Raw genomic sequence first — 23,143 nt, forward strand, 5'->3', positions numbered from 1 at the left:
GGCCAGGGAAATGGTGCTGCCGTGGGCGGGGTCAGGCGCCGTTCTGCTCGGAGAGCGCCTGCAGCCCGGCGCGACCGGCCTCTTCGACGTGCCGGGCGCAGGCGGCCGCGGCCGCGTCGGCGTCACCGGCCTGGACCGCGTCGACGATCGCGCGCAGCTCGGCGACGCTGTGCTCGATCCGGCCCGGGACCGACAGCGACAGCGAGCGCAGCACGCTCACCCGGGCGTGCAGGCTGCCGACGACCGACCGCAGCGCGTCGTTGCCGCCGCCCTCGAACAGCACGTCGTAGAAGGCGTCCTTGGCGGCGAGGATCGGCGCGCCCTTGGCGAACTGCCGCTCGACGCGTTCCAGGGCGCGGGCCAGGGCCTTGCGCTGGGCCGGGCCGGCGTGCTCGACGAAGAGCCGGCCGGCGAGCGCCTCCAGCACCGAACGCACCTGGTAGAGCTGGCGGGCCTCCTCGGCGCTGACGCTGGTCACGACGGTGCCCTTGTTGGGGATCGCGGTGACCAGGCCCTCGGCGGCCAGCTCGCGCAGCGCCTCGCGGACGCTGGTGCGCGAGACGCCGGTCAGCTCGACCAGCTCGCGCTCGATCAGCCGCTGCCCGGGGGCGAGCCGGCGGTCCAGGATGGCCTGGCGCAGATTCTCCAGGACCTGGGAACGGATCAGGGCCGGGGTGCGCTCCACGCGCAACGCATTGGCTCGCGTCACCGCCGCCCCCTCGCCACCCTCGTCCGTCGCCGTTGCCTGACATCGTACCCAGCCACCGACGACCGCCGGACGGTTGTTTCAGATCGTATGACGATGCTACATTTTTGAAACCCAAAACCCCTCGTGAGGAGCGCTATGACGCGGTTGGGTTTCGCTCGCAGACTGGCCTCGGCACGGCGTTGCCTGGTCGGCACCTGGGTCAAGATCCCGGCCCTGGAGCCGGTGGAGATCCTGGCCGACGCCGGGTTCGACTTCATCGTGATCGACCAGGAGCACGCGCCGCTGACCTTCGAGTTCGCCTACCAGGCCACGGTGGTGGCCCAGGGCGCCGGCCTGTCGGTGCTGGTCCGCGTGCCCGACCGCAGCGGCAGCCACCTGCAGCGGCTGCTCGACGCCGGCGTCGACGGGATCCTGGTGCCGCGGGTGACCTCGGTGGCGGAGGCGTCCGCGGCGGTCCGGCAGATGCTCTTCTCGCCCGGCGGCGACCGCGGCCTGGGCACCACGTCGCGGGCCGGCCGCTGGGGCGGCACGCCGCGGGCGGAGTATCTGCGCTTCGGCGACGAGGAAGTCATGCGTGCGGTCCAGCTGGAGGACCGGGCCGCGCTCGAGGCGGCCGACGAGATCCTCGACGTCGCCGGGCTCAACGGCGTGTTCCTCGGCCTGGGCGACCTGCAGCTGTCGTCCGGCCTCGCCCCGTCCGATCCCGAGTTCCAGAAGCTGGTCGACCGGTTGCTGACCGCCGCGCAGGCGCGCGGCGTGCCCGCCGGCACCGCGGTGCAGAACGCGGCGCAGGCCCGCGAGGCCGCCGACCGCGGCTACCGGTACGTGATGGTCAGCAACGACACCAGCCTGCTGAGGAGCGCCGCGACGTCCGTCGTCGCCGACCTCGGCAGCCGATTCGCCGAAGGAGCCCCCCATGGCGTTTGACCCCACCGATCTGCGCTCCACCCTGCCGTCGAACGCGGCGACCGCCACCGCCCCCGAACGGTTCTCCGGCTCCGAGCACGTCCAGTTCCGCGACCGGGCCCCGGTGGAGAAGACCGAGAGCGTCTCGACCTGGTACGCCCGCGGCCAGAACTTCGTCGTCGGCTACTCCGAGGTGGACGGTCCGGCCGCCTTCGCGCGCACCGGGCAGCCGGACGAGTACGTGGTGCTGCTGGCCGACGACGACCTCGAGGCCCGCGTCCAGGCGCCGGGTGAGGAGGTCACGGCGACCGGCCGCACGATGATCGTCGTGCCACCGGGCGACAGCACCGTGACCGTCACCGGACGGGGCCGCGTGCTGCGGCTGCTCACCACCCGGTCGGCGGACGTGGCCGCGCTCGCCGCCAACGCGGACTCCTACACCGAGCCGCACGAGAACATCCCGCCGTTCCAGCCCTGGCCCGAGCCGGTCGGCGGTTACCGCGTACGCACCTACGACCTGACCGTGGCGCCGCTGGCCAACCCCCCGTTCCGGCTGTACCGCTGCACCACCTTCATGGTCAACTTCATCGATCCCAAGCAGGGGCCGCGCGACCCGGCCAAGCTCTCGCCGCACAAGCACGACGACTTCGAGCAGTGCTCGATCGTGCTGGCGGGGGAGTACGTGCACCACATCCGCTGGCCCTGGACGACGAACAAGGCCAACTGGCGCGAGGACGAGCACTACTCGGTCGTCGCGCCGTCGGTCACCGTCATCCCGCCGCCGTCGCTGCACACCAGCGAGGCGGTCGGCCCGGCGACCAACCACCTCATCGACGTGTTCTGCCCGCCGCGCTCCGACTTCTCCGCCATGGACGGCTGGGTGTTCAACGCGGCCGACTACCCGGCCCCGGAGCCCCGATGACCGGGCGGCGGGAACCGCTCCGGGTCGCCGTCATCGGCGCCGGGCTGGGCGGCATCGCGGCTGCGGTGAAGCTGCGCAAGCGGACCGGAGCCTCGGTGGTCATCTACGAGCAGTCGGCCGGCGTCGGCGGCACCTGGTACGACAACCGGTATCCCGGGTGCGAGGTCGACGTCCCCTCGCACGCGTACTCGTTCTCATTCCTCAAGTACGACTGGCCGCGGACCCACGCGACCCAGCCGGAGCTGCTGGCCTACGCCGAGCACGTGGTGCGGCACTTCGGGCTCACCCCGTACCTGCGGCTGAACACCCGGGTCACCGATCTGGTCTGGGAGGAGTCCACCAGCACCTACACGCTGTCCACCGAGCACGGTGACAGCGCGGAGTACGACGTCGTCATCTCCGCGCTGGGACTGCTCAGCGTGCCGCGTTTCCCGGACTGGCCCGGGCTCGACACCTTCACCGGGCCGTGTTTCCACACCTCCCGCTGGGAGGAGCACGACCTCACCGGCAAGTCGGTGGCTGTGGTCGGCACTGGCTCGACCGCGGTGCAGATCGTTCCGTCCATCGCCCCGGTGGCCGGCCGGGTGCACGTCTTCCAGCGCGAACCGGGCTGGGTCGAGCCCAAGAACGAGCGCGAGTTCACCGCGCGCGAGCGGTGGGTCTACCGGCACGTCCCGCTGGCCCAGCGGCTGAACCGGGCCCGGATCTTCCATCAGGGCAACCGGCGGTTCAAGGGCTACGACGTCGGGTCGCGCCGCCAGCGGCGGATGCGCGAGGCGTGCGAACGGTTCATCGCCGCCAGCATCACCGACCCGGCGACCCGCGCCGCCGTCACTCCCGGCTATCCGTGGGGCTGCAAGCGGCCGGTCATCTCGTCCACCTTCTACCCGGCGCTGAACCGGGCCAACGTGGAACTCGTGCCGCACGCGGTGGACCGGGTGACCGAGACCGGGGTGGTCGACGCGACCGGGACCCCCCGCGACATCGACGTGCTCATCCTGAGCACCGGTTTCCAGCCGACGAAGTTCCTGGCCGGCCTGGACGTGAAGGGCCGCGACGGGCGCAGCATCCACGACGTCTGGCGCGAGCGCGCCAGCGCCTTCATGGGCATCACCGTGCCCGGTTTCCCCAACTTCTTCATCCTGTACGGCCCGAACACCAACGGCGGCGTCTCCGTCATCGCCCAGCTGGAACGGCAGGCCGAGGTGGTCGTGCAGTCCGTGCGGCGGCTCGAGCGCACCCGGCGGCGCCGCATCGACACGTCCCCGGCCGCGGCCCGTCGCTTCACCCGGTGGATCGACCGGCGGATGGCCGGCAGCGCCTCGGCCATGAACGCCGGCTGCCACAACTACTACCACGACCCGGCCGGTCACAACGTCACGCAGTGGCCGGGCGGGCACCTCTCCTACGCGCTGGCCACCCGGCTCATCGCCCGGTTCGGCCTGCGGACACCACGCTAGGGTGCCCACCGGCCAGCGACACCTCCGCCACGTGCAGGCCGTCGTCGTAGGTGGTGGAGGGGAACCGGTCCCACACGGCCGCCTCGTGGAACGGCAGGATCCGCCGGGTGTCACCGCCGACCCCGGCCAGCAGCCCGTCGGCGAAGTCGAGCCAGGCGGTGGCGCTGCCCGTCGTCATCGCGATCGGGGCCAGCACGCCGTCGCCGCGCAGCCCTTCGAGATTCTCGTAGCTGTAGACGTTGTCGCCGGCGAACACCCACGTGCCGTCGGCGGCGTTGGTGACCGCGACCAGCTGGGAACCGGCGGTGTGGGTGCCGGGTGCGGGCCGCAGCTCGATACCCGGCGCCACCTCGGCCGCACCGTCGACCAGCGTGCAGGCGCGCGCCGCCAGCTGCTCGGGCAGATCCGCCTGGCAGGACCTGGTCAGGAACTCGAACCGGGCGGGCCGTGCGGCCGCGGCGAGATAGCTCTCGATCTCGCGTCGCTGGATCCACACGTGCGCGGCCGGGAACGCGTCGACACAGCCGGCGTGGTCGAAGTGGTTGTGGGTCAGCAGGACGGTGTCGACCTGCTCGGGCCGTACGCCGGCCCGCCGCAGCACGTCGACCGGCGCGCGCCACCGGGTGTCGCCGTACTTGGCGGTGAGCCGGTCGTAGATCGCCTGGTCCGCGAAGCCGGTGTCGACCAGCACACACCGGTCGGCCGAGCGGACCAGCCCGAAGCAGTACGGCATGCGCCGGTGCCCCTCGTGGGGTTGCCCGGCGAACAGGTTGCTCGCCGGGAACCGGTCGACGTAGCCGTACTCCAGGATCCAGATGGAGTGGTTCACGACGCGGCCGGCGGCTGGATGTCGAAGACGGCGAGCTGCCAGGCCACCATGTTGTAGTAGCCGACGATGGTGACCAGTTCGAGCAGTCCCGGCGCACCGAGCACCCCGGCAGCGTCGCGGTACTCGTCGTCGTCCAGCGTGCCGCGGCCCAGGATCCGCAGAGTCGTCCGGAAGATGCAGGACTCCACTTCGGACACGTCCGCCGGCTCCGTTCTCTCCGCCAGGGCGGTCAGGTCCGCGCCGGTGAGTCCGGCGGCGGCCCCGGCCCGCTCATGCGCGTAGAGCTCGAAGGCGCTGCGGTGATGGTGGCCGACCAGCAGGATCGCGATCTCGCGGGCCCGCACCGGCAGCTGGGAGCCGAAGCGCACCGCGCTGCCGATCTGTTGCAGCGCCTTGCCGAAGACCGGGCTGATGATCCAGACCGCGGGCGGGCCCAGCAACCGCCCGTCCGCGCCGACGAGGGAGAACGCGCTCTGCGGGGCCACGCGCGGCCCGGTGGTGTACAGGTCGTACAGCTCCCGCTGGGCGTCGGTCAGGTCCGCGGGATCGACGTCGTCGATTCTCATGCCGGTTCTCCCAGGAAGGCGCGGGGATTGGTGGACACCATGGTGGCGAGCTGCCCGGCGGTCCAGCCGAGGTAGGCGAGCTGTTCGAGGAACATACGCAGGCACTCCGGCTCGGGCGGCACCCATCGGGAGAACACGTCGGTGGTCAGGATCGCCCGCTCGGACCCGACGCCGGCGAGCGCCTCGTGCACGTCCCGCACGCTCAGGTGTCCGTCCGGATGCACCAGCGGCGCGTTGCAGAACTCCAGGTACGCGCCCATGTCGGTGAACTCGCGCAACTCGGCCGGATCCGTCGTGTAGTGCAGCGGGTGGGTGATGAGCAGACGCTGTCCCACCTCGGCGCAGTACGCGGCGACCGCGCGGCTCTCCTCGACCGAGGCGTGCCCGGTGGCCAGCGCCAGATCGAGCGCCCGGCAGGCGTCGATGACCGCCCGGGTCCGGCCCGAGAGAGCCCCGTCCGGATCGCAGAGGCTGACGGCGGTGCGGGCGGCGTACTCGGGGAAGGACGGCGCCACGCGTCCCAGCAGCGTGGAGATGTAACCGCCGCGGGCGGCGTCGGCGGCGGCACCCCAGGTCGGCAGGAACACCACGCGGGCCCCGTGGGCGGCGGCGAGCTCGACGACGCCGGGCTCGAGGCCGCCGGCCGGGGGATTGAGGGTGATGCTGCCGTACACCTCGAAGCCGGTGCCGGTCATCGCCTCCCGGACGGCCCGGGCCCGGTCGGTGGTCGCCCACAGGTGGGACTTGAGGACCCAGCCCGCCATCCCGTACGCGTGCGCCAGCCGGGCCACGGCGAGGTCGGCGCCGCGGTTGGGCAGCCCGGCCGACAGGTCCGGCTGACCGTGCACGTGGACGTCGACGGCCCCGCGCAGCAACCGGTCGAAACCCTCGGGCTGGGCGGCGGCGAGCAGGTCAGCGGTCGGCTCCATGGCTTGAATTGTATGACGGTATGACGATAGCCTCAAGCGATGAGCGGATCGCTGACCGGCAAGGTCGTCCTCGTCGTGGGCGCGAGCGCGGGGATCGGCGCCGACGCCGCCCGCGTCCTGGCCGGCGACGGCGCCGCCCTGATGCTGGTCGCCCGCAGCGCCGGGCCGCTCGCCGGGATCACCGCCGAGCTCCGGCTGGCCGGACACGACGTCGAGTGCACGACCGGTGATGTCTCGCAGGCGGCCGACGTCGCCGCCTTCGTCGCCGCGACCGTCGAACGGTTCGGCCGGCTCGACGGGGCCCTCAACAACGCGGCGACGAGCCAGGGCGGACGCCTGGACGAGGTCGCGGAGAGCGACTTCGACCGGCTCATGGCCGTGAACGTGAAGGGCACCTGGCTGTGCCTGCGGGAACAGGCGCGGGTCATGCGGGAGCGGGGCGCCGGCTCGATCGTCACCATGAGCAGCATCGGCGGGCTGCGCGGGAGCTCCGGAATGGGCGCGTACCAGGCCAGCAAGCACGCCGTCATCGGCCTCACCCGCACCGCCGCCCACGACTTCGGCCCGTACGGCATCCGGGTCAACGCCATCGCGCCCGGCCCCACCGAATCGCCCATGCTCGACCGCACCCGGCTGGCCATCCCCGGCGGGGTCGAGGCGCGCATCGCGGCGACCCCGCTGCGCAAGGCGGGCACCGGCGCGGAGGTCGGCGCCGCGGCGTCTTTCCTGCTGAGCGACCGGGCCAGTCACATCAGCGGCGTCGTGCTGCCGGTGGACGGCGGCTTCCTTGCCTGAGATCAGGAGTCAGCACATGACCTTGCGCGCCGATCTGTTCATCGACGGACAGTGGCGGCCCGGCGCGGGCGGCCGGCGTTTCGACGTCGTCGACCCCGCCGACCTGTCGACCGTCGCCCGCTTCGCGATCGCTGAGGAACAGGACTGCCTGGACGCGGTCGACGCGGCGGCCGCGGCACAGCCGGGGTGGGCGGCCACGGCTCCGCGTGAGCGGGGCGAGCTGCTGCGTGCCGCGTACGAGATCCTCACCGCCGAACTCGAGGACTTCGCCGAGGTGATGGTGCGCGAGAACGGGAAGTCCTGGGCTGACGCGATCGGTGAGGCCACGTACGCCAAGGAGTTCTTCCGCTGGTTCGCCGAGGAGGCGGTCCGGGTGCCGGGGGACTATCGGCTCTCACCGGCCGGCGACAAGCGGATCATCGTGGACCGGCAGCCGATCGGGGTGTCGCTGCTGATCACCCCCTGGAACTTCCCGGCGGCGATGGCGACACGCAAGCTCGCACCCGCCCTCGCCGCGGGTTGCACCACCATCCTCAAGCCGGCCCGCGAGACCCCGCTCACCGCGGCGTACGTCGTCGAGGTGCTGTTCCGGGCCGGGGTGCCGCGCGGCGTGGTGAACCTGGTGACGCCCGTACCGACCGGCCCGGCGGTGCGGCGGATGATCGACCGCCCCGAGGTCCGCAAGCTCTCCTTCACCGGCTCGACCGAGGTCGGCCGCGAGCTGCTGCGCGCGTGCGCCGACAGCGTGGTCAGCGCGTCGATGGAGCTCGGCGGCAACGCCCCGCTGATCGTGCTGCCCGGTGCCGACCCGGCCGTCGCGGTCGAGGGCGCGCTGCTGGCCAAGATGCGCAACGGCGGCTCTGCCTGTACCGCGGCCAACCGCTTCTACGTGCACGAATCCGTGCACGACGAATTCGTCGCCCGGATGGACGCCGCGCTGGCCGCGATCTCGGTCGGCCCCGGGCTCGACCGCGCGAACGACCTCGGCGCGCTCGTCTCGGTCGGCGAGCGCGACAAGGTGGCCGCCCTCGTGGACAACGCCGTGGCCGAGGGCGCCACCCTGCTGCGCGGCGGCCACGCGTCCGCCGACGGCGCTTTCTACGACGCCACGCTGCTCACCGGCGTCGAGCACGGGTCGACGATCACCACGACCGAGATCTTCGGGCCGGTCACGGCGGTGGTCCGCTTCAGCGACGTCGACGAGGCCGTCCGGATGGCCAACGACACCGTCTATGGGCTGATGGCGTACGTCTTCGGTGCGGAGCGCGAGGCGGTCGCGGTCGCCCGGCGCCTCGAGGCCGGCATGGTCGCGGTCAACCGTGGCGTGATCAGCGACCCGGCCGCCCCGTTCGGCGGTGTCAAGCAGAGCGGGCTCGGCCGGGAGGGCGGCTCCGAGGGCATCCTGGAGTTCCTCGAAGAGAAGTACATCGCCCTGACCGCGTGACCTCAGGCCGCGACGAGCGGCTTGAGGGCGGCGCCGACCGCCGAGACGACGCCGGGGCGGTGACCGTTGCGCATCAGGTTGATGGTGATCCCGTCGATGCCGGCCCCGAGCACCTTCTCCTGCAGCTGCTCGGCGACCTGCTCCGGGGTGCCGAGGAACGCGCGGTTGCGGCGGTCCTCGGGCACGGTCTCGGCGAGCTCCTTCACTTCCTGCTCGGTCTCGCCGACCATGCCCATGCTCAGGTAGCTGGTCGCGAGCGTGGCGGGATCACGGCCGATCTCCTCGCACCGCTGCCGCAGCACGGCCACCTTGCGGGCCAGGTCCTCGACGTCGCAGATGATGTTCATGTGGTCGGCGAAGCGCGCGGCCAGCCGGAACGTCTTCTGCTCGCCGCTGCCGCCCAGCATGATCGGCACGGTCGGGCGCACCCGCGGGTTGTTCATGGCGCCGCGCGCCGTGTACCACTTGCCGTCCAGGGTCGCCGGCTCACCCTTGAGCATCGGCGTGATGATGGTCAGCGCCTCCTCCAGCCGCTCGAAACGCTGTCCGAAGGTGCCGAACTCGAAGCCGTAGTCGTGGTGCTCGCGCTCGAACCAGCCGGCGCCGATCCCGAGGATCGCCCGGCCCCGGGAGACCACGTCGAGGGTGGTCACGGTCTTGGCCAGCAGGGCGGGATTGCGGTACGTGTTCCCGGTGACCAAGGTGGACAGCTGGACCGTCGAGGTCAGCGAGGCCAGCGCCCCGAGCGTCGTGTACGCCTCCAGCATCGCGTTCTCCGGCGCGCCGATGCCGGGCAGCTGGTAGAAGTGGTCCATCACCAGCACCGTGTCGAAGCCGGCCGCCTCGGCCTCCCGGGCCTGCGCGGCGACCGTGCCGAAGGTGTCCTCGACCGGGACGCCGGGGTAGGTGAAGTTCGGAATCTGGTACCCGAGCCGGATGCTCACAGTGCCTCCACCATGTAAGAGGGCTATCACTTGCTAATGTAAGAGCCCTCTTACTCGATCGCAAGTCAGGAGGCAGGTGTGTCGGCGGTCCGCAAGTACCACCACGGCGACCTGCGCGCCGCGCTGATCGAGGCCAGCTTCGACCTGCTCGCCGAGGCCGGCCTGCAGCGCTTCTCGGTCGCTGCGGTCGCACGCCGGCTCGGGGTCAGCTCGGCGGCGCCGTACCGGCACTTCCCGGACCGCGACCACCTGCTCAGCGCGATCTCGGCCACCGCGGCCCGCGACCTGCGGGCCGCGATCACGGCCGCCGCCGACGCGGCCGGTCCCGACCCGGCCGACCGCCTGGCCGCGGTGGCGGGTGCCTACGTGCGGTACGTCGTGCGTACCGGGGCCGGCTTCCACGTCATCTACGCCGCCGACCTCTACAAGATCCCCGACGACACCCGCCGCGAGCAGACCCGGGCCCTGATGACCACGCTGCTCGACCTGGCCAGCGCGACCGGCTCACCCTCGTACGAGGAGGACGTCCTGTTCGTCGAGGCGACGATCGCCGTGGCCCACGGCTACGCCTCGCTGTTCACCGACGGCTTCTTCGCCCGCAACGGCGGCACCGTCGACGCGATCGCCGTCCGGGCCGTGCAGGCGGCCCGCGCTCTGCTCGCCCCTTCGCCCGCCGGGCAGTAACCCGGGCGCGGGCGCCGGCAACCTGTCCGCTCCGGCACCGAGCCGCGGCTGCACCTGTGGGGCACGAGAGTCATCTGGACACCACTTCCCGGAGGCTGACGCGTGCCTCCGCCCACCCGCCCTGACCGCTTGAGGCCGAGGAGCGCACCCAGATGACGACCCGACAGCAATCCCGACATTTCCCGCGGCCCCTGCGGTCCCGCGCCGCGGCGATCCTGGCCGCCCTCGCCGTGACCCTGACCGTCGCCGGCGTGCCCAGCCCGGCCTCCGCTGCCGTCCCGCGCGTCGCGCAGAGCTGGTCGTCGCTGATGTACCACAGCCTCACGCCCAGCCCGAAGTACGTCCAGCTGCGCAAGACTCTCGCCGCTCAGCGGGCCACGCTCGCCGCCCGGTCGGCCCAGGTCCAGAAGGGCAAGGTCACCCAGTCCTCGGCGCAGAGCCGGCTCACCACGGCCGTCACCGCCGACGCTGCCGCCCGTACCCGGTATGCGGTCGCGGGGGAGGCCCTGACCAGCGCGAGAAACACGCTGACCGTGGTGTCGCTGCAGCGCCCGCGCGCCGGCGCGGCGGTGACCGGGGCGAAGAACGCCATCGCCGCCGCGGCCAGGACGGTGACCCTGCGCCGCACGGAGGCGCGCCAGGCCGCGACCGAGCTGAAGACGGCGCAGACCGCGGCCCGGACCGCCACCGTGGGCCTGGACAAGGCGATCGTCGCGTGGCAGACCTCCTCGGCGACGGTGCGGACCAACCAGCAGAAGCTCATCGCCCTGGACAAGTCGGCCGAGCTGGCCCGCCAGGCCGCCGCCCTCAGCCGGACCGTCGTCACCGAGGTCCGGGCCCGGTTCTCCGTCGCGGACACCACCTCGGTCAACGGCGTCACCGTGCACAAGAACGTCGCGTTCGCGTTCCGCCGGATGGTCGCCGACGCGAAGGCCGCCGGCATCCTGATCTCCGGCGGCGGCTTCCGCACCAAGCAGCGGCAGATCGAGCTCCGCAAGATCAACGGCTGCCCCGACGTCTGGACCGCGCCGGCCTCGTCCTGCCGCGTCCCGACGGCGATCCCGGGCCGCTCACTGCACGAACTGGGCCTGGCCGTCGACATCACCTCGGGCGGCCGGACGCTCACCGCGACGACCCCGGCATTCCGGTGGCTGGTCGCCAATGCGGGCCGGTACGGCTTCGTGAACCTGCCCTCCGAGCCGTGGCACTGGTCCATCACCGGCGGCTGACCCCGTGGCGTCGCCCGTCGGCGTATGACGCTGCTGATATGGACCCGTGAGCTGCCCGGTCGGCCATAATCTGATCAACGTCGATGTGGCCTGCCGAGCGGAGTCGCCCATGTCCGGACCGTCGTCACGTCGGCGCGCCGCGGCGCTCACGATGCCTGCCCTGCTCGCCGTGCTCGCGCTGGTCGTCACGATGGTCCGGGTGCCCGCCGGGATGCTCCCGGCGGCCGCGAGCACCCTCACGGTCGCGCAGGCGATCAGCGCTCAGAGCGGCACCGGCACCGTCCACGGGTACGTCGTCGGCCAGCCCACCGCCACCACCACGGTGCTCTTCAGCGCCTTCACCGGTGACACCGCCATCGCGATCGCTGACAGCAGCAGCGAGACCGATCCCGGCGACATGTTGTACGTGCAGGTCACCAGCGCCTACCGGACCACCTTCGGGCTGCGCAGCAATCCGGGCCTGATGCGTGACCCGATCACCGTCACCGGCGCCCTGACCGCCTACTTCACGCACCCGGGCCTCAAGTCACCGTCCGCGATGACCCTCGGCGGCAGTACGCCCACGCCGACACCGACCGGTTCCACCGGCAGCTATTACGCCGCCGCGGCCGGCAAGTCCGGCGAGAGCCTGAAGAACGCGCTGCACGTCATCATTTCCAGCGGTGTCACCACGCTGTCGTACGACGCGGTCTGGAACGCGCTCAAGGCCACCGATCAGGATCCGGCCAACTCGGCCAACGTCATCCTGCTCTACTCCGGCACCAGCCGGTCGAAGTCGCTCAACGGCGGCGACGCGGGGGACTGGAACCGCGAGCACGTCTGGGCGAAATCGCACGGCGACTTCGGCACGGCCGCCGGTCCGGGCACGGACCTGCACCACTTGCGCCCCGAGGACGTACGGGTGAACTCCACGCGCGACAACAAGGACTTCGACAACGGCGGCGCCGCCGTCTCCGACGCTCCCGGCAACCGCACCGACGCCGACTCGTGGGAGCCGCGGGCGGCGGTCAAGGGCGACGTGGCGCGCATGATCTTCTACATGGCGGTGCGCTACGAGGGCGGCGACGCGTGGCCCGACCTCGAGGTGGACGACGCCACCGGCAGCGGCACCGCGCCGCGGCTGGGCCGGCTCTCCGCGCTGCGGCAGTGGAACCAGCAGGACCCGCCGGACGCCTTCGAGAAGCGCCGCAACGAGCTCATCTACAGCAGCTACCAGCGCAACCGCAACCCGTTCATCGACCACCCGGAGTGGGCCACCTCGATCTTCGGCTAGGGCCGCATCTCGTACGCGCCGCAGAGCGCGACCACGTCCTCCCACACCGCGGCAGTACGAGCGGCATCCCATACCGGGCGGCGGACGTGGGCCAGCGCCCAGGCGGCCTGCTCCTCGGTGGTGGCCGCCTTGCCGCCCAGCTCGGTGGCGTACGCGGAGAAGTCCTGGACCAGGAGCCCGAACATCTCGTCCAGCAGCCCGCTGTCCAGACCGGTCAGGTCCGCCTGCTCCAGAATCAGCTGGCCGTAGACCACGAGGGCGAAGAGCTGGCCGAGCGCGAGCAGGAAGTCGAGGTCACTCTGCTGCTCCGCGTCGGGGGCGTGCGCGCGCAGCAGCGCGCACAGCCCGTCGGCCTGCTCCCGGAAACGCGCGACGTTGGGCACGCCGGCGTGGGCGTCGTAGGCGATGCGCCAGTCGTGGAAGCGGATGGACCCGAGACCGCGGGCCGGGCCCTGGCGGAACAGGAACTCGTCGTCGGCGGCATCGTGGCGCTGCGGTACGGGCGCGAAAGCGGCCGGCTCGAACAGATAGCCGGGCATGAACTTGAGGATCAGGGCGAGGTTGACGTGCACCGTACCTTCGAGCTTGGGCAGGCCGCGGATGTCCTTGGCGGCCTTGTCGAAGTAGGTGTCGGCCTCGAAGCCCTTGGCGGCGATCACGTCCCAGAGCAGGTCGATGACCTTCTCGCCCTCGGTGGTGACCTTCATCTTCGTCATCGGGTTGAACAGCAGATACCGGCGGTCCTCCGGACCCGCTGAGCGCAGGTAGTCGACCGCGCGGTCGCTGAAGAGCTTCATGGCCACCAGCCGTACGTACGCGTCGGTGAGTTCCCGCCGCACGTGCGGGAAGTCGGTGACCGGCTTGCCGTAGAGCACGCGCCGGTGGGCGTGGGTCACCGCCTCGTACATCGCGTGCTCGCAGATGCCGATGGCGGCGGTGCAGAGGTTGAACTTGCCGACGTTGACGGTGTTGAGCGCGGCGTCGAAGGCGGCCCGGCCGGTGTGCAGCACGTCCCGCTCGCGCACCGGGTAGTCCTCGAGCCGGAACTCGCTGACGAACATCTGCATGTTCACCACGTTCTTGACCAGGTGGTACGCCGGGTGCCGGCTGTCGGCGGCGAAGAACACGTACCCGTCGGGTCCCTCGACGTCGGCGCGCCGGCCGAAGACCGAGACCAGGCCGGCGACGTTGCCGTTGCCGATGTAGTACTTCGTGCCGTCCGCCCGGAACCCGCCCGCGCCGTCGGGGGTGAGGATCATGTCGGTGGCGTAGATGTCGGCGCCGTGGCTCCGCTCGGACAGACCGAAGGCCATGACGTGCCCGTCGGCGAGCAGCTGCGCGGCGTGGGCGCGGACGGCCCGGTTGTCGCTCTGCCACACCGGGCCGAGACCCAGCACGGTCACCTGCCAGGTGTACCAGTAGCCGAGGCCGTAGAAGCCGAGAACCTCGCTGAGCGCGGCGTTGCGGGCGGTGTCCCAGCGCTTGGCGGGATCACCCGCGCCGTCGGCGGCCGGGGTGAGGAACGTGGCGAACAGGCCCTCCTTGGCGGCGAAGTCCAGGAAGTCGCCGTACCAGGCCCGGTCGATGTGGCTGTCGATGAGCGCCTTCTTGCCCCTGCTCTCGAAGAACTCCGCGGTGGCGCGCAGCAGCCGGCGGGTCTCGGGATCGAGGTGCGCCGGGTCGTACGTGGTCGGGTTGAACAGCAGCGAGTCGGCCATGGCGGCGTCCCCTCTCTCGGTGGGCGGGATCAGCGGTCCAGGCCACGCAGGGTGTCGAGGACGTCGTCGAGCCAGTCGAGCACCATCCGCTCGTACGCGATGCCGCCGCGCAGCACCGTGTGCTGCAGCCGCCGGCCGGCGTCGAGGGTCGCGGTATCGGGGAAGTCCCGGCGCTCACCGGTCAGGTAGCGCTGCAGGGTGGCCTCGTGGGTGACGCGGTAGCGCTCGACCTCGGCGATCAGGGTCGCCCGCCCGTCGGCGTCGGTGAAGGCGGCGCCGCGGATCTTGACGGCCAGCTCGTGCCGGACCGCCTCGGGCTGCACGGGATCGCGCAGCCACGAGGCGAGGACGACCCGGCCTGACGCGGCCACGGAGTAGCACCGCTTGTCCGGCCGTCCGCCCTGCCCGATCTCCTCCGCGGTGACCCAGCCGTCGGCCTCCATCCGCTTGAGGACGCGGTAGATCTGCTGGTGGGTGGCGGTCCAGAACCGGCCGATGGACCGTTCGAAGCGCCGGGCCAGCTCGTATCCGGAGCCCGGCTGCTCCAGCAGGGACACCAGGATCGCGTGTTCGAGGGCCATGACAGAGCATCTTGCTATGCAACTAAGTGCATAGCAAGATGCTGCTGCGGGGTTTACCGGAACGAAGCGTCGTCGATGGTGAAGCCGTCGGTGCCCGCCATGGTCTCGACGAAGAAGGTGGCCTGCGACAACGTTCCGGTCCAGGACACGTTCGCCGTGCCGGACAGCAGGGTCCAGCCGCCCGTGTTCACCGTGGCGGCCGGGGTCAGCTGGACGTAGCTCGTGGTCCCGTTGGCCGTCAGCGCCAGCGTCGCCTTCGCGCTCGGTGTGCCGCTCGTCGACCGCACCCACACCTCGGTGGTGTACGCCTTGCCGTTGGTCAGCCGGGAGGTCACGTCCTGGCCCGGACCGTTCCACGCCCCGGTGCGGCCGGTGACGGTGAGCGCCCGGGTGCCGCTGCGCACCACGCCGGTGCCGGCCGCGAGCGTGCCGCTGCCGCGCGGCTGCCAACCGGTCGTGCCGTCCTCCAGGCCCGGATTGGTGAGCACGTTCCCGCCGCCGCCGGTGGAGGTTGAGGTGAACTGCCACCAGTTCACGTTGAACAGGAAGCCGCTGCCCCCGGTGAAGACCAGGTAGAGGTCCTGCGTGCCGGTCGCCCCGCTTACCCCGCAGGAAACCGTGGTCCAGCTCTGCCAGCCGCCGGTGCCCGGGGCGGTGCAGGTCCCGGCCAGGGTGCCGGTGGGGCTGCCCAGCCGCACCTCGATGCGGCCGCCGCTGGTGGCGGAGGCCACCCGGGCGGTGAACGAGGTGGCGCCACTGCCGAAGGCCACGCCCTTCACCTTGATGTGGTCGCGGTTCTCGATGTTGGCGACGTTCATCCCGCCCTCGCTGGACGGTTCGGTCTCGACCCCGGACGCCCAGGCGATGGTCTCCGCCTCCTGACGCACGAACGGATCCACGGGGGCGATCTGCGGCGGACCGGCCGTCGTCATGGACATCGTCGGGATCGTGCCGTCGGCCCGGTAGGTGAACCGTTCCACGGCGACCGAACGGGTGAAACCGCCGCCGCCCGGCAACGCGCCGTTGTGGTAGAAGAAGTACGAGTTGCCGTTGAAGTCGACGATGCCGGCGTGGTTGGTGAAGCTGCTGCCCTGGGCCGGCATGACGGTGCCGCGGTAGGTCCACGGCCCGGTCGGCCCGGGTGCGGTCGAGTAGCCGATGAACTCGGAGCAGCATTGCGCGGCGAAGACGTTGTAGTACAGCCCGTTGCGCTTGTAGACCCAGGGGCCCTCCTCGTACAGGGTGGGCCGGTTCGCGACGTTGCCGGGGCGGGCGCCGAAGCCGGCGGTGGTCAGCGGGATCTGGGTCGGGCCGCCGGAGTACGAGATCATGTCGGCGTTCAGCCGCACGTACCAGAGGTTCGGGTTTCCCCAGTACAGATAAGCCTGCCCGTCGTCGTCGATGAAGACCGACGGGTCGATCTCGCCGTTCTCCACCAGCGGCCGGCCGAGGGCGTCGGTGAAGGGGCCGGTGGGGCTGTTCGACACGCCGACCCCGATGGCCATCCGGCCGGTGGCCCGGTTGACGACGGGGACGTACCAGTAGAACTTGCCGTTGCGGTGGGTGACCTGACCGGCCCACGCGTCCTTGCTGGCCCAGCTGAAGGTGGCCAGGCTCATCGGGGACCCGTGGTCGGTCCAGTTCACCATGTCCGCCGAGGAGTAGGCCCGCCAGTCGCGCATGGTGAACCAGGTCGAGGCGTCCTCGTCGTGTCCGGTGTAGAGGTACACCCGGCCGTTGTGGACCAGCGGGGCCGGATCGGCGGTGTAGACGGTCTGCACGATCGGGTTGTCGGCCCGGGCCGGCCCGGCGACCGCGGGCACCAGCGCCAAGGCGCACAGCAGGGCGGTGACCCAGGCGATGCCGCGCCGCGGCCGGCCGGTTGCGGGGTGTGCGGAAGGGGGTCTCACGGCACTCCTAAAGGAAAGCGTCGGCCGGGTCACTGCAGCGAGGCGTCGTCGATCAGCAACGGCGTCGTCCCGGACGTGGTCTCGACGTAGAGGGTGGCGGCGGAGAGGGTGCCGGCCCAGGACGCGGTTGCGGTCCCGGTCAGCAGCGTCCAGCCGGTGGCGGTGACCGCGGCGTCCGGCGTCAGCCGCAGGTAGCTCGTGGTGCCGTTCGCGGTGAGGGCCAGAGTGGTCTTGACGGTCGCCGTACCGCTCTGGGTCCGGGCCCAGACCGCGGTGGTATAGCTCCTGCCGTTGGTCAGTTTCGCGGCCACGGCCTGGCCGGGGCCGTTCCAGGCCGCGGTGCGCCCGGCGACCAGCAGGGACCGGGAGCCGCCGTGGGCCGTGCCGGTGACCGACGACAGGGTCGCGCTGCCGAACGGGGTCCAGTCCGCGGTGCCGTTCTCCATGTCGCCGTTGGCGAGCAGGTTGCCGCCGCCGGGGTTGCCGATGCTGCCGGGCACCGCGCGCAGGGCGGCGTACCAGGTGGCGGCCATCTTGTCGTAACCGCCGGCGGTGGGGTGGACACCGTCGATGAGGTCCGCGGTGCTCAGCGCGGCGTGCATGTTGACGAGGTGGACCCGCCGGCCGGCGTTGACCTTGCTCTGCACGATGCCGGGGACCGCGGCGTTGAAGGTGCGCGCGGCTGCCGCCTGGCCGGCCGACGCCAGCGGGATGATCGTGGCCACGAAGACGTCGGCCTCCGGGGCGGCCGCGGTGATGCGGTCGATGAGGGTGGACAGCCGGGCCGGTGCGCCGGACACGTTGTAGTTCTGCAGGATGTCGTTGGTGCCGATGTGCAGCAGGACGGTGCGCGGCCGGGTGGTGTTCAGCCAGCCGGTGACCGAGGCGTCGATCTGGTCGATGCGCCAGCCGGGGTGGCCCTCGTGATCGTGGTCGCCGAGAGCGCCCGGCCCGTTGAACTGCGAACCGACGAAATCGTTGCGGTAGCCGGCGGCGGCCAGGCGCTGCCACAGGCCGATGCGGTAGCCGCCCGGCACCTGGGTGCCCTCGGTGATCGAGTCGCCCAGCGGCATCACGCGCACGCCGCCGTTGGACTCGGCGTGCGCGGCCGGGCCCGTGATCGTCGCGCCGGCGACGACCAGGGCCAGCATCACCAGGACCCGCAGGGCTTGAAGACCGGCATGACGTAGGACCTGCACGTGAACTCCTCCGGCGATGTGAGCGTTAACATACATTCAGATCCGCCAATGTTGCCAGATTGTTTCCGGCCACTCAAGGGTCGTTTTGCCGGGCACAGCGAAATCCTTCTCATAACACTTTTAAGGACAGAGAAAGGGTGAAGAATGGTGTGCGACTCTCTGAGTGCGGCCGTCATAACGCTTTTTTGGAGAACTTCGTGAGAATGCGAAAAGGGGAAAGGGCGGCGACGTCGGGCACACGGTCATCGGCGTACGATGCGTTGCCCGGACGACAGTGAGGGGGAGATGCGAAGCACACGCACCGACGAAGCCGCCCTCGTCACCGCCGCGCAGGCCGGTGACCGCAGGGCGCTGGAAGAGCTCGCCGCCACCTACCTCCCGCTGGTCTACACGGTTGTGCGCCGCGGTCTCGGCGCCCACCCGGATGTCGACGACATCGTCCAGGACGTGATGCTGCGGGCGCTGCGGCAGCTGCCGAAACTCCGGACCCCGACCACGTTCCGGGCCTGGCTGGCCGCGATCGCGATCAGGCAGGTCGGCACGCACCTGCGTCGCCGCGACCGCAACGCCGCGCGGACCACCGGCATCGAGGAGGCCGCCGGGATCCCCGACGCGCACAGCCCGTCCGAGGACGTCTCGGTGCTGCGGGCTGATCTGTCGCGGCAGCGCCGGCAGGTCGAGCGGGCGAGCCATTGGCTCGGCCCGGACGAGCGGGCCCTGCTGTCGTTGTGGTGGCTGGAGGTCGCGGATCAGCTGTCCCGCGCCGACCTCGCGTCCGCCCTGGGCCTGAGCGTCGCCCACGCCGGCGTCCGCGTGCAACGCATGCGCACCCAGCTCGAAGCGAGCCGCGCCCTGGTCGCCGCACTGGACATGCGTCCGCGCTGCCCGAACCTCGCCGCGGTGGCCGAGGGCTGGGACGGCCGGCCGAGTCCACTGTGGCGCAAGCGGCTGTCGCGCCACGTCCGGACCTGCCCGTACTGCAGCCGCGCCGCCGAGGGCCTGGTCCTCACCGACCGGCTGCTGCCGATGTTCACCCTGTTGCCGGTCCCCGCCGGCATCGGCCTGCCCCTGCTCGGCAAGTTCGCGCTCGACGGCGCCGCGATCGGCACGGTCGCACCGGCGGCGCTGACGGGCACCGCCGGAGCCAAGGCCGGGGTGCTCAGCCAGCTGATCCAGACGGCCACCCTGCACCCGGTCCTCTCCACGGTCGCCGCCGGAACGCTGGCAGCCGGTGCGACCGTCACGACGGTGCAGCTCGTGCCGCCGCCCGCGCCTCCACCATCGCCACGGGTCATCGCGGGACCGGTCCGGACCACAGCCACGCCGGGTGGGTCCACCGCCGCGCCGACAACGGCCGTACCGGTGCCGGCCACACCGACGACCGCCCGGCCGAGCGTGACCAGCACCGCCACGGTGAATCTCGGTCCGCTGTCGTTCGAGTCGCGGAACTCCGCCGGCCGATACGTCGCGACCGAGGACGGCCTCGGTGTCCTCGTCCCGGCCGGCGCGGGCGCCGACGGCGCCACCCGGGCCCGGACCACGTTCTCCGCGATCGAAGGGCTCGCGGACATCAATTGCTTCTCGTTCCGGTACTCCGACGGCCGCTACCTGCGCCACGCCTCGTGGCGGGTGCAACTGAGCCCCAATCAGGGGACCGAACTGTTCCGCGGGGACGCCACCTTCTGCCCGCGCCCCGGGACGGCCCCGGATTCGGTGACGCTGGAGTCCTCGAACTACCCCGGCTGGTTCGTCCGCCACCGCGAGGGCCAGATCTGGGTGGACCAGTCCGACGGCAGCCCGGCGTTCCGGGCCGACGCCTCGTTCCGGGTCCGGCCCCCGCTCGCGCGTTAGGTGCGGGTGTCGCCGCCGGTCGTCTGCTGGGTGGTGGCGGGCAGGAGACGGGTGGTGCGCCGGACGCTCGGGTGCCGCATCGCGCGGTGCGCCCGCCGCCGGCGCAGTTGCACCGGCCCCGCGCGGGCGACCGGGCCGGCGGGCCGGGCGGCCCTCCCGGCTGCGGACCTACGCCGGCGCCTGCCCATCGTCGCCGTGATGGCCGCCGCCACCATTGCCTACAGGGTGGAGTGCGCGGAACCGGTGGGGGTCGATCAGCGCGCCGGCGAGTGGGCGGCCTGAACGGTGATACGGCGCCGGCGGGCGGCCTCGGTCTTGGGTACGCGTACGGTCAGGACGCCGTCGGTCAGGTCGGCGCTGATGTGCTCGGTGTCGATACCGGCGGGCAGGCTCCTGCGGTAGGCGAACCGGCCGGTGCGGCGGGTGCGGTGCCGCAGCCAGCCGATCTTCTCCTTCTCCACGATCTCGCCGCTGACGCGCAGTTCCCCGCCGGTGACCTCGACGGTGAGGTCTCTGCGGCGCACCCCGGGCACCTCGATGTCGACGAGGTAGGCGTCGTCGGTTTCGGTCGTGTCGTTGCCGAAGAGGGCGGGTCGAAGCACAGACAGGCTCATCGTGTCCTCCCATCGCTGCGGGACGTGGGTCACGGCCCGGCGCTCCGGGCGGGAGCGCCGGGCCGCTTCGGAGGTGACCAGGAACGAGGTCAGTGGTGAGGTCAGCCCTTGATCTGCTTGCGGCCGGGACCGGCCCCGACGCTGATCTTGCGGGGCTTGGCCTGCTCGGACACCGGGATGCGCAGGGCCAGCACGCCGTTGTCGTACGTGGCCTGCAGGTTGTCGGTGTCGAGGGTGTCGCCGAGGAACAGCTGGCGGCTGAACACGCCCATCGGCCGTTCGGCGATGACGCTTTCCACACCGTCCTTGTTCTGACGCCGGCGTTCGGCCTTGACCGACAGGACGTTGCGTTCCACGGTGAGGTCGATCGACTCGGGGTCGACGCCGGGGAGGTCGAAATAGACGTGGAACCAGTCACCGTCGCGTTCGGCGTCGACGTGCATGACGCCGGGCCGGCTCGCGGTCCCGGTGATCTGCTCGAACATGCGGTCGATGTCGCGGAAGGGGTCGGTACGCATGAGCATGGTCGTCCTCCTTGGTGCTCCTTCACCAAAGCTCCCGGTCCGGGACTGCTCCCGGGGTTGAGTCCCTACGACTCAACTTACTTCTGATTTACAACGCGGTCACCCGCCTGTCAAGGGCCACCGCCGCTGAGCAAGCTCCCCGTCAGCGTCCGGCTCCGGTGCGTGGTCATCACCCGAAAGGGGACGGTGCCGTCGTTCCTGTCGATGTCCCGCTCTATGATCGGTCGTCTTATCAAATATCAAATCTTCGTGGAGGCGGCGGGATGACAGAGGACGAGGATCGGGGCGCCGGGCGTGAGATGGTGCTCGTCGGCGGGCTGCTCGTGGTGTTCGTCGTCGCGATCGGCGCCCTGATCTATCTCGCGGTGAGCTGAGCGCCCTTCACGCCGGGCGATCGCCGTCGCCGGGGGTCATCTTCTCAATGACCCGGGCGTGGGCGTTGTCGATGTGCCCGCGCAGCGCGGTCGCCGCGGCAGCCGGGTCGTGCGCCACGCAGGCCGCGAGGATCGCCTCGTGTTCCCGCATGATCTGCGCCCGGGCGCCGGGGGAGCGGGTGCCCGCGAAGCGGTACCTCTCGCCGTTCTGCCAGACCGGCTCCAGCGCGCGCAGCAGCCAGCGTGACCGGGCCGCGGCGTACATCGCGAAGTGGTAGTCGGTGTGGGCCTGCCGGGCCGCGGCCTGGTCGCCGAGCTCCAGCGCCTGGATGTTCCGCTGCAGGAAGGCCCGGGCCCGCTCGGCGTCCTGGTCGGTGAACCGCGCTGCCGCCCGTTCGATCGCGGTGACCTCCAGCAGCATCCGCATGTCGTGGGTGTCGTGGGCGTCCTCGATGCTCAGCTCGCGCACCCAGGCGCCCCGGTGCGGGATCACCTCGACCAGGCCGAGCGCCTCCAGCCGGCGGATCGCCTCGCGCACCGGCATCATGCTCATGCCCATGCTGGTCGCCAGGTCGGTGAGGCGCAGGGCGGCACCGCCCGCGAGCTCCCCGACGAGGATCGCCTCGTGGAGCCGCGCGGTGGCCGCGTCGGCGAGCGTGGCGTGGACCGGGGGCGCCGGTCGGGCCGGCGTCATCCAGCCTCCATCGGGTCGACTCTGTTCCGGATCGGACGGTGCCGATCTTAGCCGTGCTGCTCAGGCGAGGCGGGCCAGCGCGGCCGAGGTGGCCTCGTCCGCCGGCAGGAGGACGACCAGCCGCTGGTCGTCCGCGTCGGCCAGCTCCAGCGTCTCGTACGCGAGCCGGAGCTCGCCGACGCCGGGATGGGCCAGCCGTTCGACCCCGGTCGGCTGTGGGGGGTGCGCCGCCTTCACCAGCTCCGCGAACGTCGCCCCGCCGGTCACGGTCAGCTCGTCCACGAGCGCGGCCAGGTGGGGGTCGGCCTGCCGGGTGGCGACGGGCAGGCTCGCCACCCGCTCGCTCGCGACGCGTTCCCACTGCGGGTACGCCGTACGGGCCCGCGGGTCGGTGAACACGAACCGGAGCAGGTTCGGCGGGTCGCCGTCCAGCAGGCCCACCGGCTCGGCGAGCAGCTCGTAGCCGGTGGTGCAGGCGAGCACGTCGCCCAGCCGGTTGGCCACGTACGCCGGCGCCGGTTCGAGCCGGTCGAGCAGTGCCCGGACTGTCGGGCGCACCACGCGGGCCGGGGGCTCGACGGCTCCGCAGGGCAGCCCCGAGCCGCCGCTGGTCTTGGCCAGCATGACCAGGTGGATGCGCTCCGGCCCGGACAGCCGCAGCGCCTCGGCGAGCGCGCCGAGGATCTGCGGCGACGGGTGGCGGTCGCGTCCCTGCTCGAGCCGGGTGAGGTATTCGACGCTGACGCCGGCGATGGTGGCGAGCTCAGCGCGGCGCAGGCCGGGCGTGCGGCGGCGGCCTCCGGACGGCAACCCGACCTCGGCCGGCGTGACAGCCTCGCGGCGACCACGCAGGAAGGAACTCAACGCATTGTCGCTCACCGGGTGCAGCGTACCTCCGGCGCAGCCGCCGATCGTGGCCCTGCGAGGGCCAGCCTTCGCCCGGTCTCCCTCGGCGGCGCGGAACCGGCCAGCGTGGTCGGTGCCGCAC

General features: G+C 71.7%; 23 protein-coding genes. 9 read left to right on the top strand and 14 right to left on the bottom strand.

Going from position 1 to position 23,143, the window contains the following annotated elements:
* Window positions 1–31: 31 nt before the first annotated feature.
* Complete coding sequence (locus Aau02nite_RS12320; RefSeq protein WP_212988508.1) at window positions 32–709, bottom strand: GntR family transcriptional regulator; 678 nt, start codon at window positions 707–709, stop codon at window positions 32–34.
* A gap of 135 nt (window positions 710–844) precedes the next feature.
* Here Aau02nite_RS12320 and Aau02nite_RS12325 point away from each other — a divergent pair, with 135 nt between their 5' ends.
* The 3 genes from Aau02nite_RS12325 to Aau02nite_RS12335 are packed head-to-tail and all read left to right on the top strand — an operon-like array spanning window position 845 to window position 3,997.
* Window positions 845–1,636: an HpcH/HpaI aldolase family protein gene (locus Aau02nite_RS12325; RefSeq protein ID WP_246595080.1), complete on the top strand. Its 792-nt coding sequence runs from the start codon at window positions 845–847 to the stop codon at window positions 1,634–1,636.
* Window positions 1,626–2,537, top strand: coding sequence for a cupin domain-containing protein (locus Aau02nite_RS12330; RefSeq protein ID WP_212988509.1), 912 nt, complete (start codon window positions 1,626–1,628; stop codon window positions 2,535–2,537). The genes Aau02nite_RS12325 and Aau02nite_RS12330 overlap by 11 nt, the downstream gene beginning before the upstream one ends.
* On the top strand, window positions 2,534–3,997 hold the full coding sequence (locus Aau02nite_RS12335) for a flavin-containing monooxygenase (protein WP_212988510.1): 1,464 nt from the start codon (window positions 2,534–2,536) through the stop codon (window positions 3,995–3,997). Before Aau02nite_RS12330 ends, Aau02nite_RS12335 begins: the two co-directional genes overlap by 4 nt.
* Here Aau02nite_RS12335 and Aau02nite_RS12340 read toward each other — a convergent pair.
* Genes Aau02nite_RS12340 through Aau02nite_RS12350 form a run of 3 tightly spaced genes read right to left on the bottom strand, consistent with a single transcriptional unit; the run spans window position 3,963 to window position 6,321 of the window.
* Window positions 3,963–4,826, bottom strand: coding sequence for an N-acyl homoserine lactonase family protein (locus tag Aau02nite_RS12340; protein WP_212988511.1), 864 nt, complete (start codon window positions 4,824–4,826; stop codon window positions 3,963–3,965). The genes Aau02nite_RS12335 and Aau02nite_RS12340 overlap by 35 nt on opposite strands.
* Window positions 4,823–5,392 (bottom strand): carboxymuconolactone decarboxylase family protein, encoded by a 570-nt coding sequence (locus tag Aau02nite_RS12345; protein ID WP_212988512.1) that lies wholly within the window; start codon window positions 5,390–5,392, stop codon window positions 4,823–4,825. The genes Aau02nite_RS12340 and Aau02nite_RS12345 overlap by 4 nt, the downstream gene beginning before the upstream one ends.
* Window positions 5,389–6,321, bottom strand: a complete 933-nt coding sequence (locus Aau02nite_RS12350) for a DUF6282 family protein (protein WP_212988513.1) — start codon at window positions 6,319–6,321, stop codon at window positions 5,389–5,391. Before Aau02nite_RS12350 ends, Aau02nite_RS12345 begins: the two co-directional genes overlap by 4 nt.
* Before the next feature lie 39 nt (window positions 6,322–6,360).
* Between Aau02nite_RS12350 and Aau02nite_RS12355 the strand changes: the two genes are divergently transcribed.
* Both Aau02nite_RS12355 and Aau02nite_RS12360 read left to right on the top strand, forming a co-directional pair.
* Window positions 6,361–7,116, top strand: coding sequence for an SDR family NAD(P)-dependent oxidoreductase (locus Aau02nite_RS12355; protein WP_212988514.1), 756 nt, complete (start codon window positions 6,361–6,363; stop codon window positions 7,114–7,116).
* 16 nt (window positions 7,117–7,132) lie between these two features.
* The gene (locus Aau02nite_RS12360) at window positions 7,133–8,560 is read left to right on the top strand and encodes an NAD-dependent succinate-semialdehyde dehydrogenase (RefSeq protein WP_212988515.1); all 1,428 of its coding nucleotides are present in this window, start codon (window positions 7,133–7,135) and stop codon (window positions 8,558–8,560) included.
* Between the two features lie 2 nt (window positions 8,561–8,562).
* On the opposite strand, the gene Aau02nite_RS12365 is transcribed toward Aau02nite_RS12360, so the two are convergent.
* The gene (locus Aau02nite_RS12365; RefSeq protein ID WP_212988516.1) at window positions 8,563–9,504 is read right to left on the bottom strand and encodes an LLM class F420-dependent oxidoreductase; all 942 of its coding nucleotides are present in this window, start codon (window positions 9,502–9,504) and stop codon (window positions 8,563–8,565) included.
* A 78-nt stretch (window positions 9,505–9,582) separates the two neighbouring features.
* Here Aau02nite_RS12365 and Aau02nite_RS12370 point away from each other — a divergent pair, with 78 nt between their 5' ends.
* From Aau02nite_RS12370 to Aau02nite_RS12380, 3 genes are all read left to right on the top strand, one after another.
* Complete coding sequence (locus Aau02nite_RS12370; RefSeq protein WP_212988517.1) at window positions 9,583–10,188, top strand: TetR/AcrR family transcriptional regulator; 606 nt, start codon at window positions 9,583–9,585, stop codon at window positions 10,186–10,188.
* Between the two features lie 152 nt (window positions 10,189–10,340).
* The gene (locus Aau02nite_RS12375; RefSeq protein ID WP_212988518.1) at window positions 10,341–11,417 is read left to right on the top strand and encodes a M15 family metallopeptidase; all 1,077 of its coding nucleotides are present in this window, start codon (window positions 10,341–10,343) and stop codon (window positions 11,415–11,417) included.
* Between the two features lie 109 nt (window positions 11,418–11,526).
* Window positions 11,527–12,690, top strand: a complete 1,164-nt coding sequence (locus tag Aau02nite_RS12380) for an endonuclease (protein ID WP_212988519.1) — start codon at window positions 11,527–11,529, stop codon at window positions 12,688–12,690.
* On the opposite strand, the gene Aau02nite_RS12385 is transcribed toward Aau02nite_RS12380, so the two are convergent.
* From Aau02nite_RS12385 to Aau02nite_RS12400, 4 genes are all read right to left on the bottom strand, one after another.
* Window positions 12,687–14,408 carry an acyl-CoA dehydrogenase family protein gene (locus Aau02nite_RS12385; RefSeq protein ID WP_246595081.1) on the bottom strand — a complete coding sequence of 574 codons (1,722 nt, stop codon included), beginning with the start codon at window positions 14,406–14,408 and terminating at the stop codon, window positions 12,687–12,689. The genes Aau02nite_RS12380 and Aau02nite_RS12385 overlap by 4 nt on opposite strands.
* 29 nt (window positions 14,409–14,437) lie before the next feature.
* Complete coding sequence (locus Aau02nite_RS12390) at window positions 14,438–14,989, bottom strand: PadR family transcriptional regulator (protein WP_212988520.1); 552 nt, start codon at window positions 14,987–14,989, stop codon at window positions 14,438–14,440.
* A gap of 53 nt (window positions 14,990–15,042) precedes the next feature.
* Window positions 15,043–16,833 (bottom strand): family 43 glycosylhydrolase, encoded by a 1,791-nt coding sequence (locus tag Aau02nite_RS12395; RefSeq protein ID WP_438841126.1) that lies wholly within the window; start codon window positions 16,831–16,833, stop codon window positions 15,043–15,045.
* A gap of 95 nt (window positions 16,834–16,928) precedes the next feature.
* Window positions 16,929–18,098 carry a carbohydrate binding domain-containing protein gene (locus Aau02nite_RS12400; protein ID WP_438841125.1) on the bottom strand — a complete coding sequence of 390 codons (1,170 nt, stop codon included), beginning with the start codon at window positions 18,096–18,098 and terminating at the stop codon, window positions 16,929–16,931.
* A gap of 285 nt (window positions 18,099–18,383) precedes the next feature.
* Between Aau02nite_RS12400 and Aau02nite_RS12405 the strand changes: the two genes are divergently transcribed.
* Entirely contained in the window at window positions 18,384–19,949 is a 1,566-nt protein-coding gene (locus tag Aau02nite_RS12405) for a sigma-70 family RNA polymerase sigma factor (protein ID WP_212988523.1), read from the top strand.
* Here the strand turns inward: Aau02nite_RS12405 and Aau02nite_RS12410 are convergent.
* From Aau02nite_RS12410 to Aau02nite_RS12430, 5 genes are all read right to left on the bottom strand, one after another.
* Window positions 19,946–20,164 (bottom strand): hypothetical protein, encoded by a 219-nt coding sequence (locus Aau02nite_RS12410; protein ID WP_212988524.1) that lies wholly within the window; start codon window positions 20,162–20,164, stop codon window positions 19,946–19,948. The genes Aau02nite_RS12405 and Aau02nite_RS12410 overlap by 4 nt on opposite strands.
* Window positions 20,165–20,203: 39 nt before the next feature.
* The gene (locus tag Aau02nite_RS12415) at window positions 20,204–20,563 is read right to left on the bottom strand and encodes an Hsp20/alpha crystallin family protein (protein WP_212988525.1); all 360 of its coding nucleotides are present in this window, start codon (window positions 20,561–20,563) and stop codon (window positions 20,204–20,206) included.
* 101 nt (window positions 20,564–20,664) lie between these two features.
* Window positions 20,665–21,087 (bottom strand): Hsp20/alpha crystallin family protein, encoded by a 423-nt coding sequence (locus tag Aau02nite_RS12420; RefSeq protein ID WP_212988526.1) that lies wholly within the window; start codon window positions 21,085–21,087, stop codon window positions 20,665–20,667.
* Window positions 21,088–21,468: 381 nt separating this feature from the next.
* Window positions 21,469–22,155, bottom strand: coding sequence for a GntR family transcriptional regulator (locus Aau02nite_RS12425; protein ID WP_212988527.1), 687 nt, complete (start codon window positions 22,153–22,155; stop codon window positions 21,469–21,471).
* Window positions 22,156–22,215: 60 nt separating this feature from the next.
* On the bottom strand, window positions 22,216–23,034 hold the full coding sequence (locus tag Aau02nite_RS12430) for a helix-turn-helix domain-containing protein (RefSeq protein ID WP_212988528.1): 819 nt from the start codon (window positions 23,032–23,034) through the stop codon (window positions 22,216–22,218).
* Window positions 23,035–23,143: the final 109 nt, after the last annotated feature.

It is taken from the genome of Actinoplanes auranticolor (assembly GCF_018332655.1).
In the GTDB taxonomy this organism is placed as follows: Bacteria; Actinomycetota; Actinomycetes; order Mycobacteriales; family Micromonosporaceae; genus Actinoplanes; species Actinoplanes auranticolor.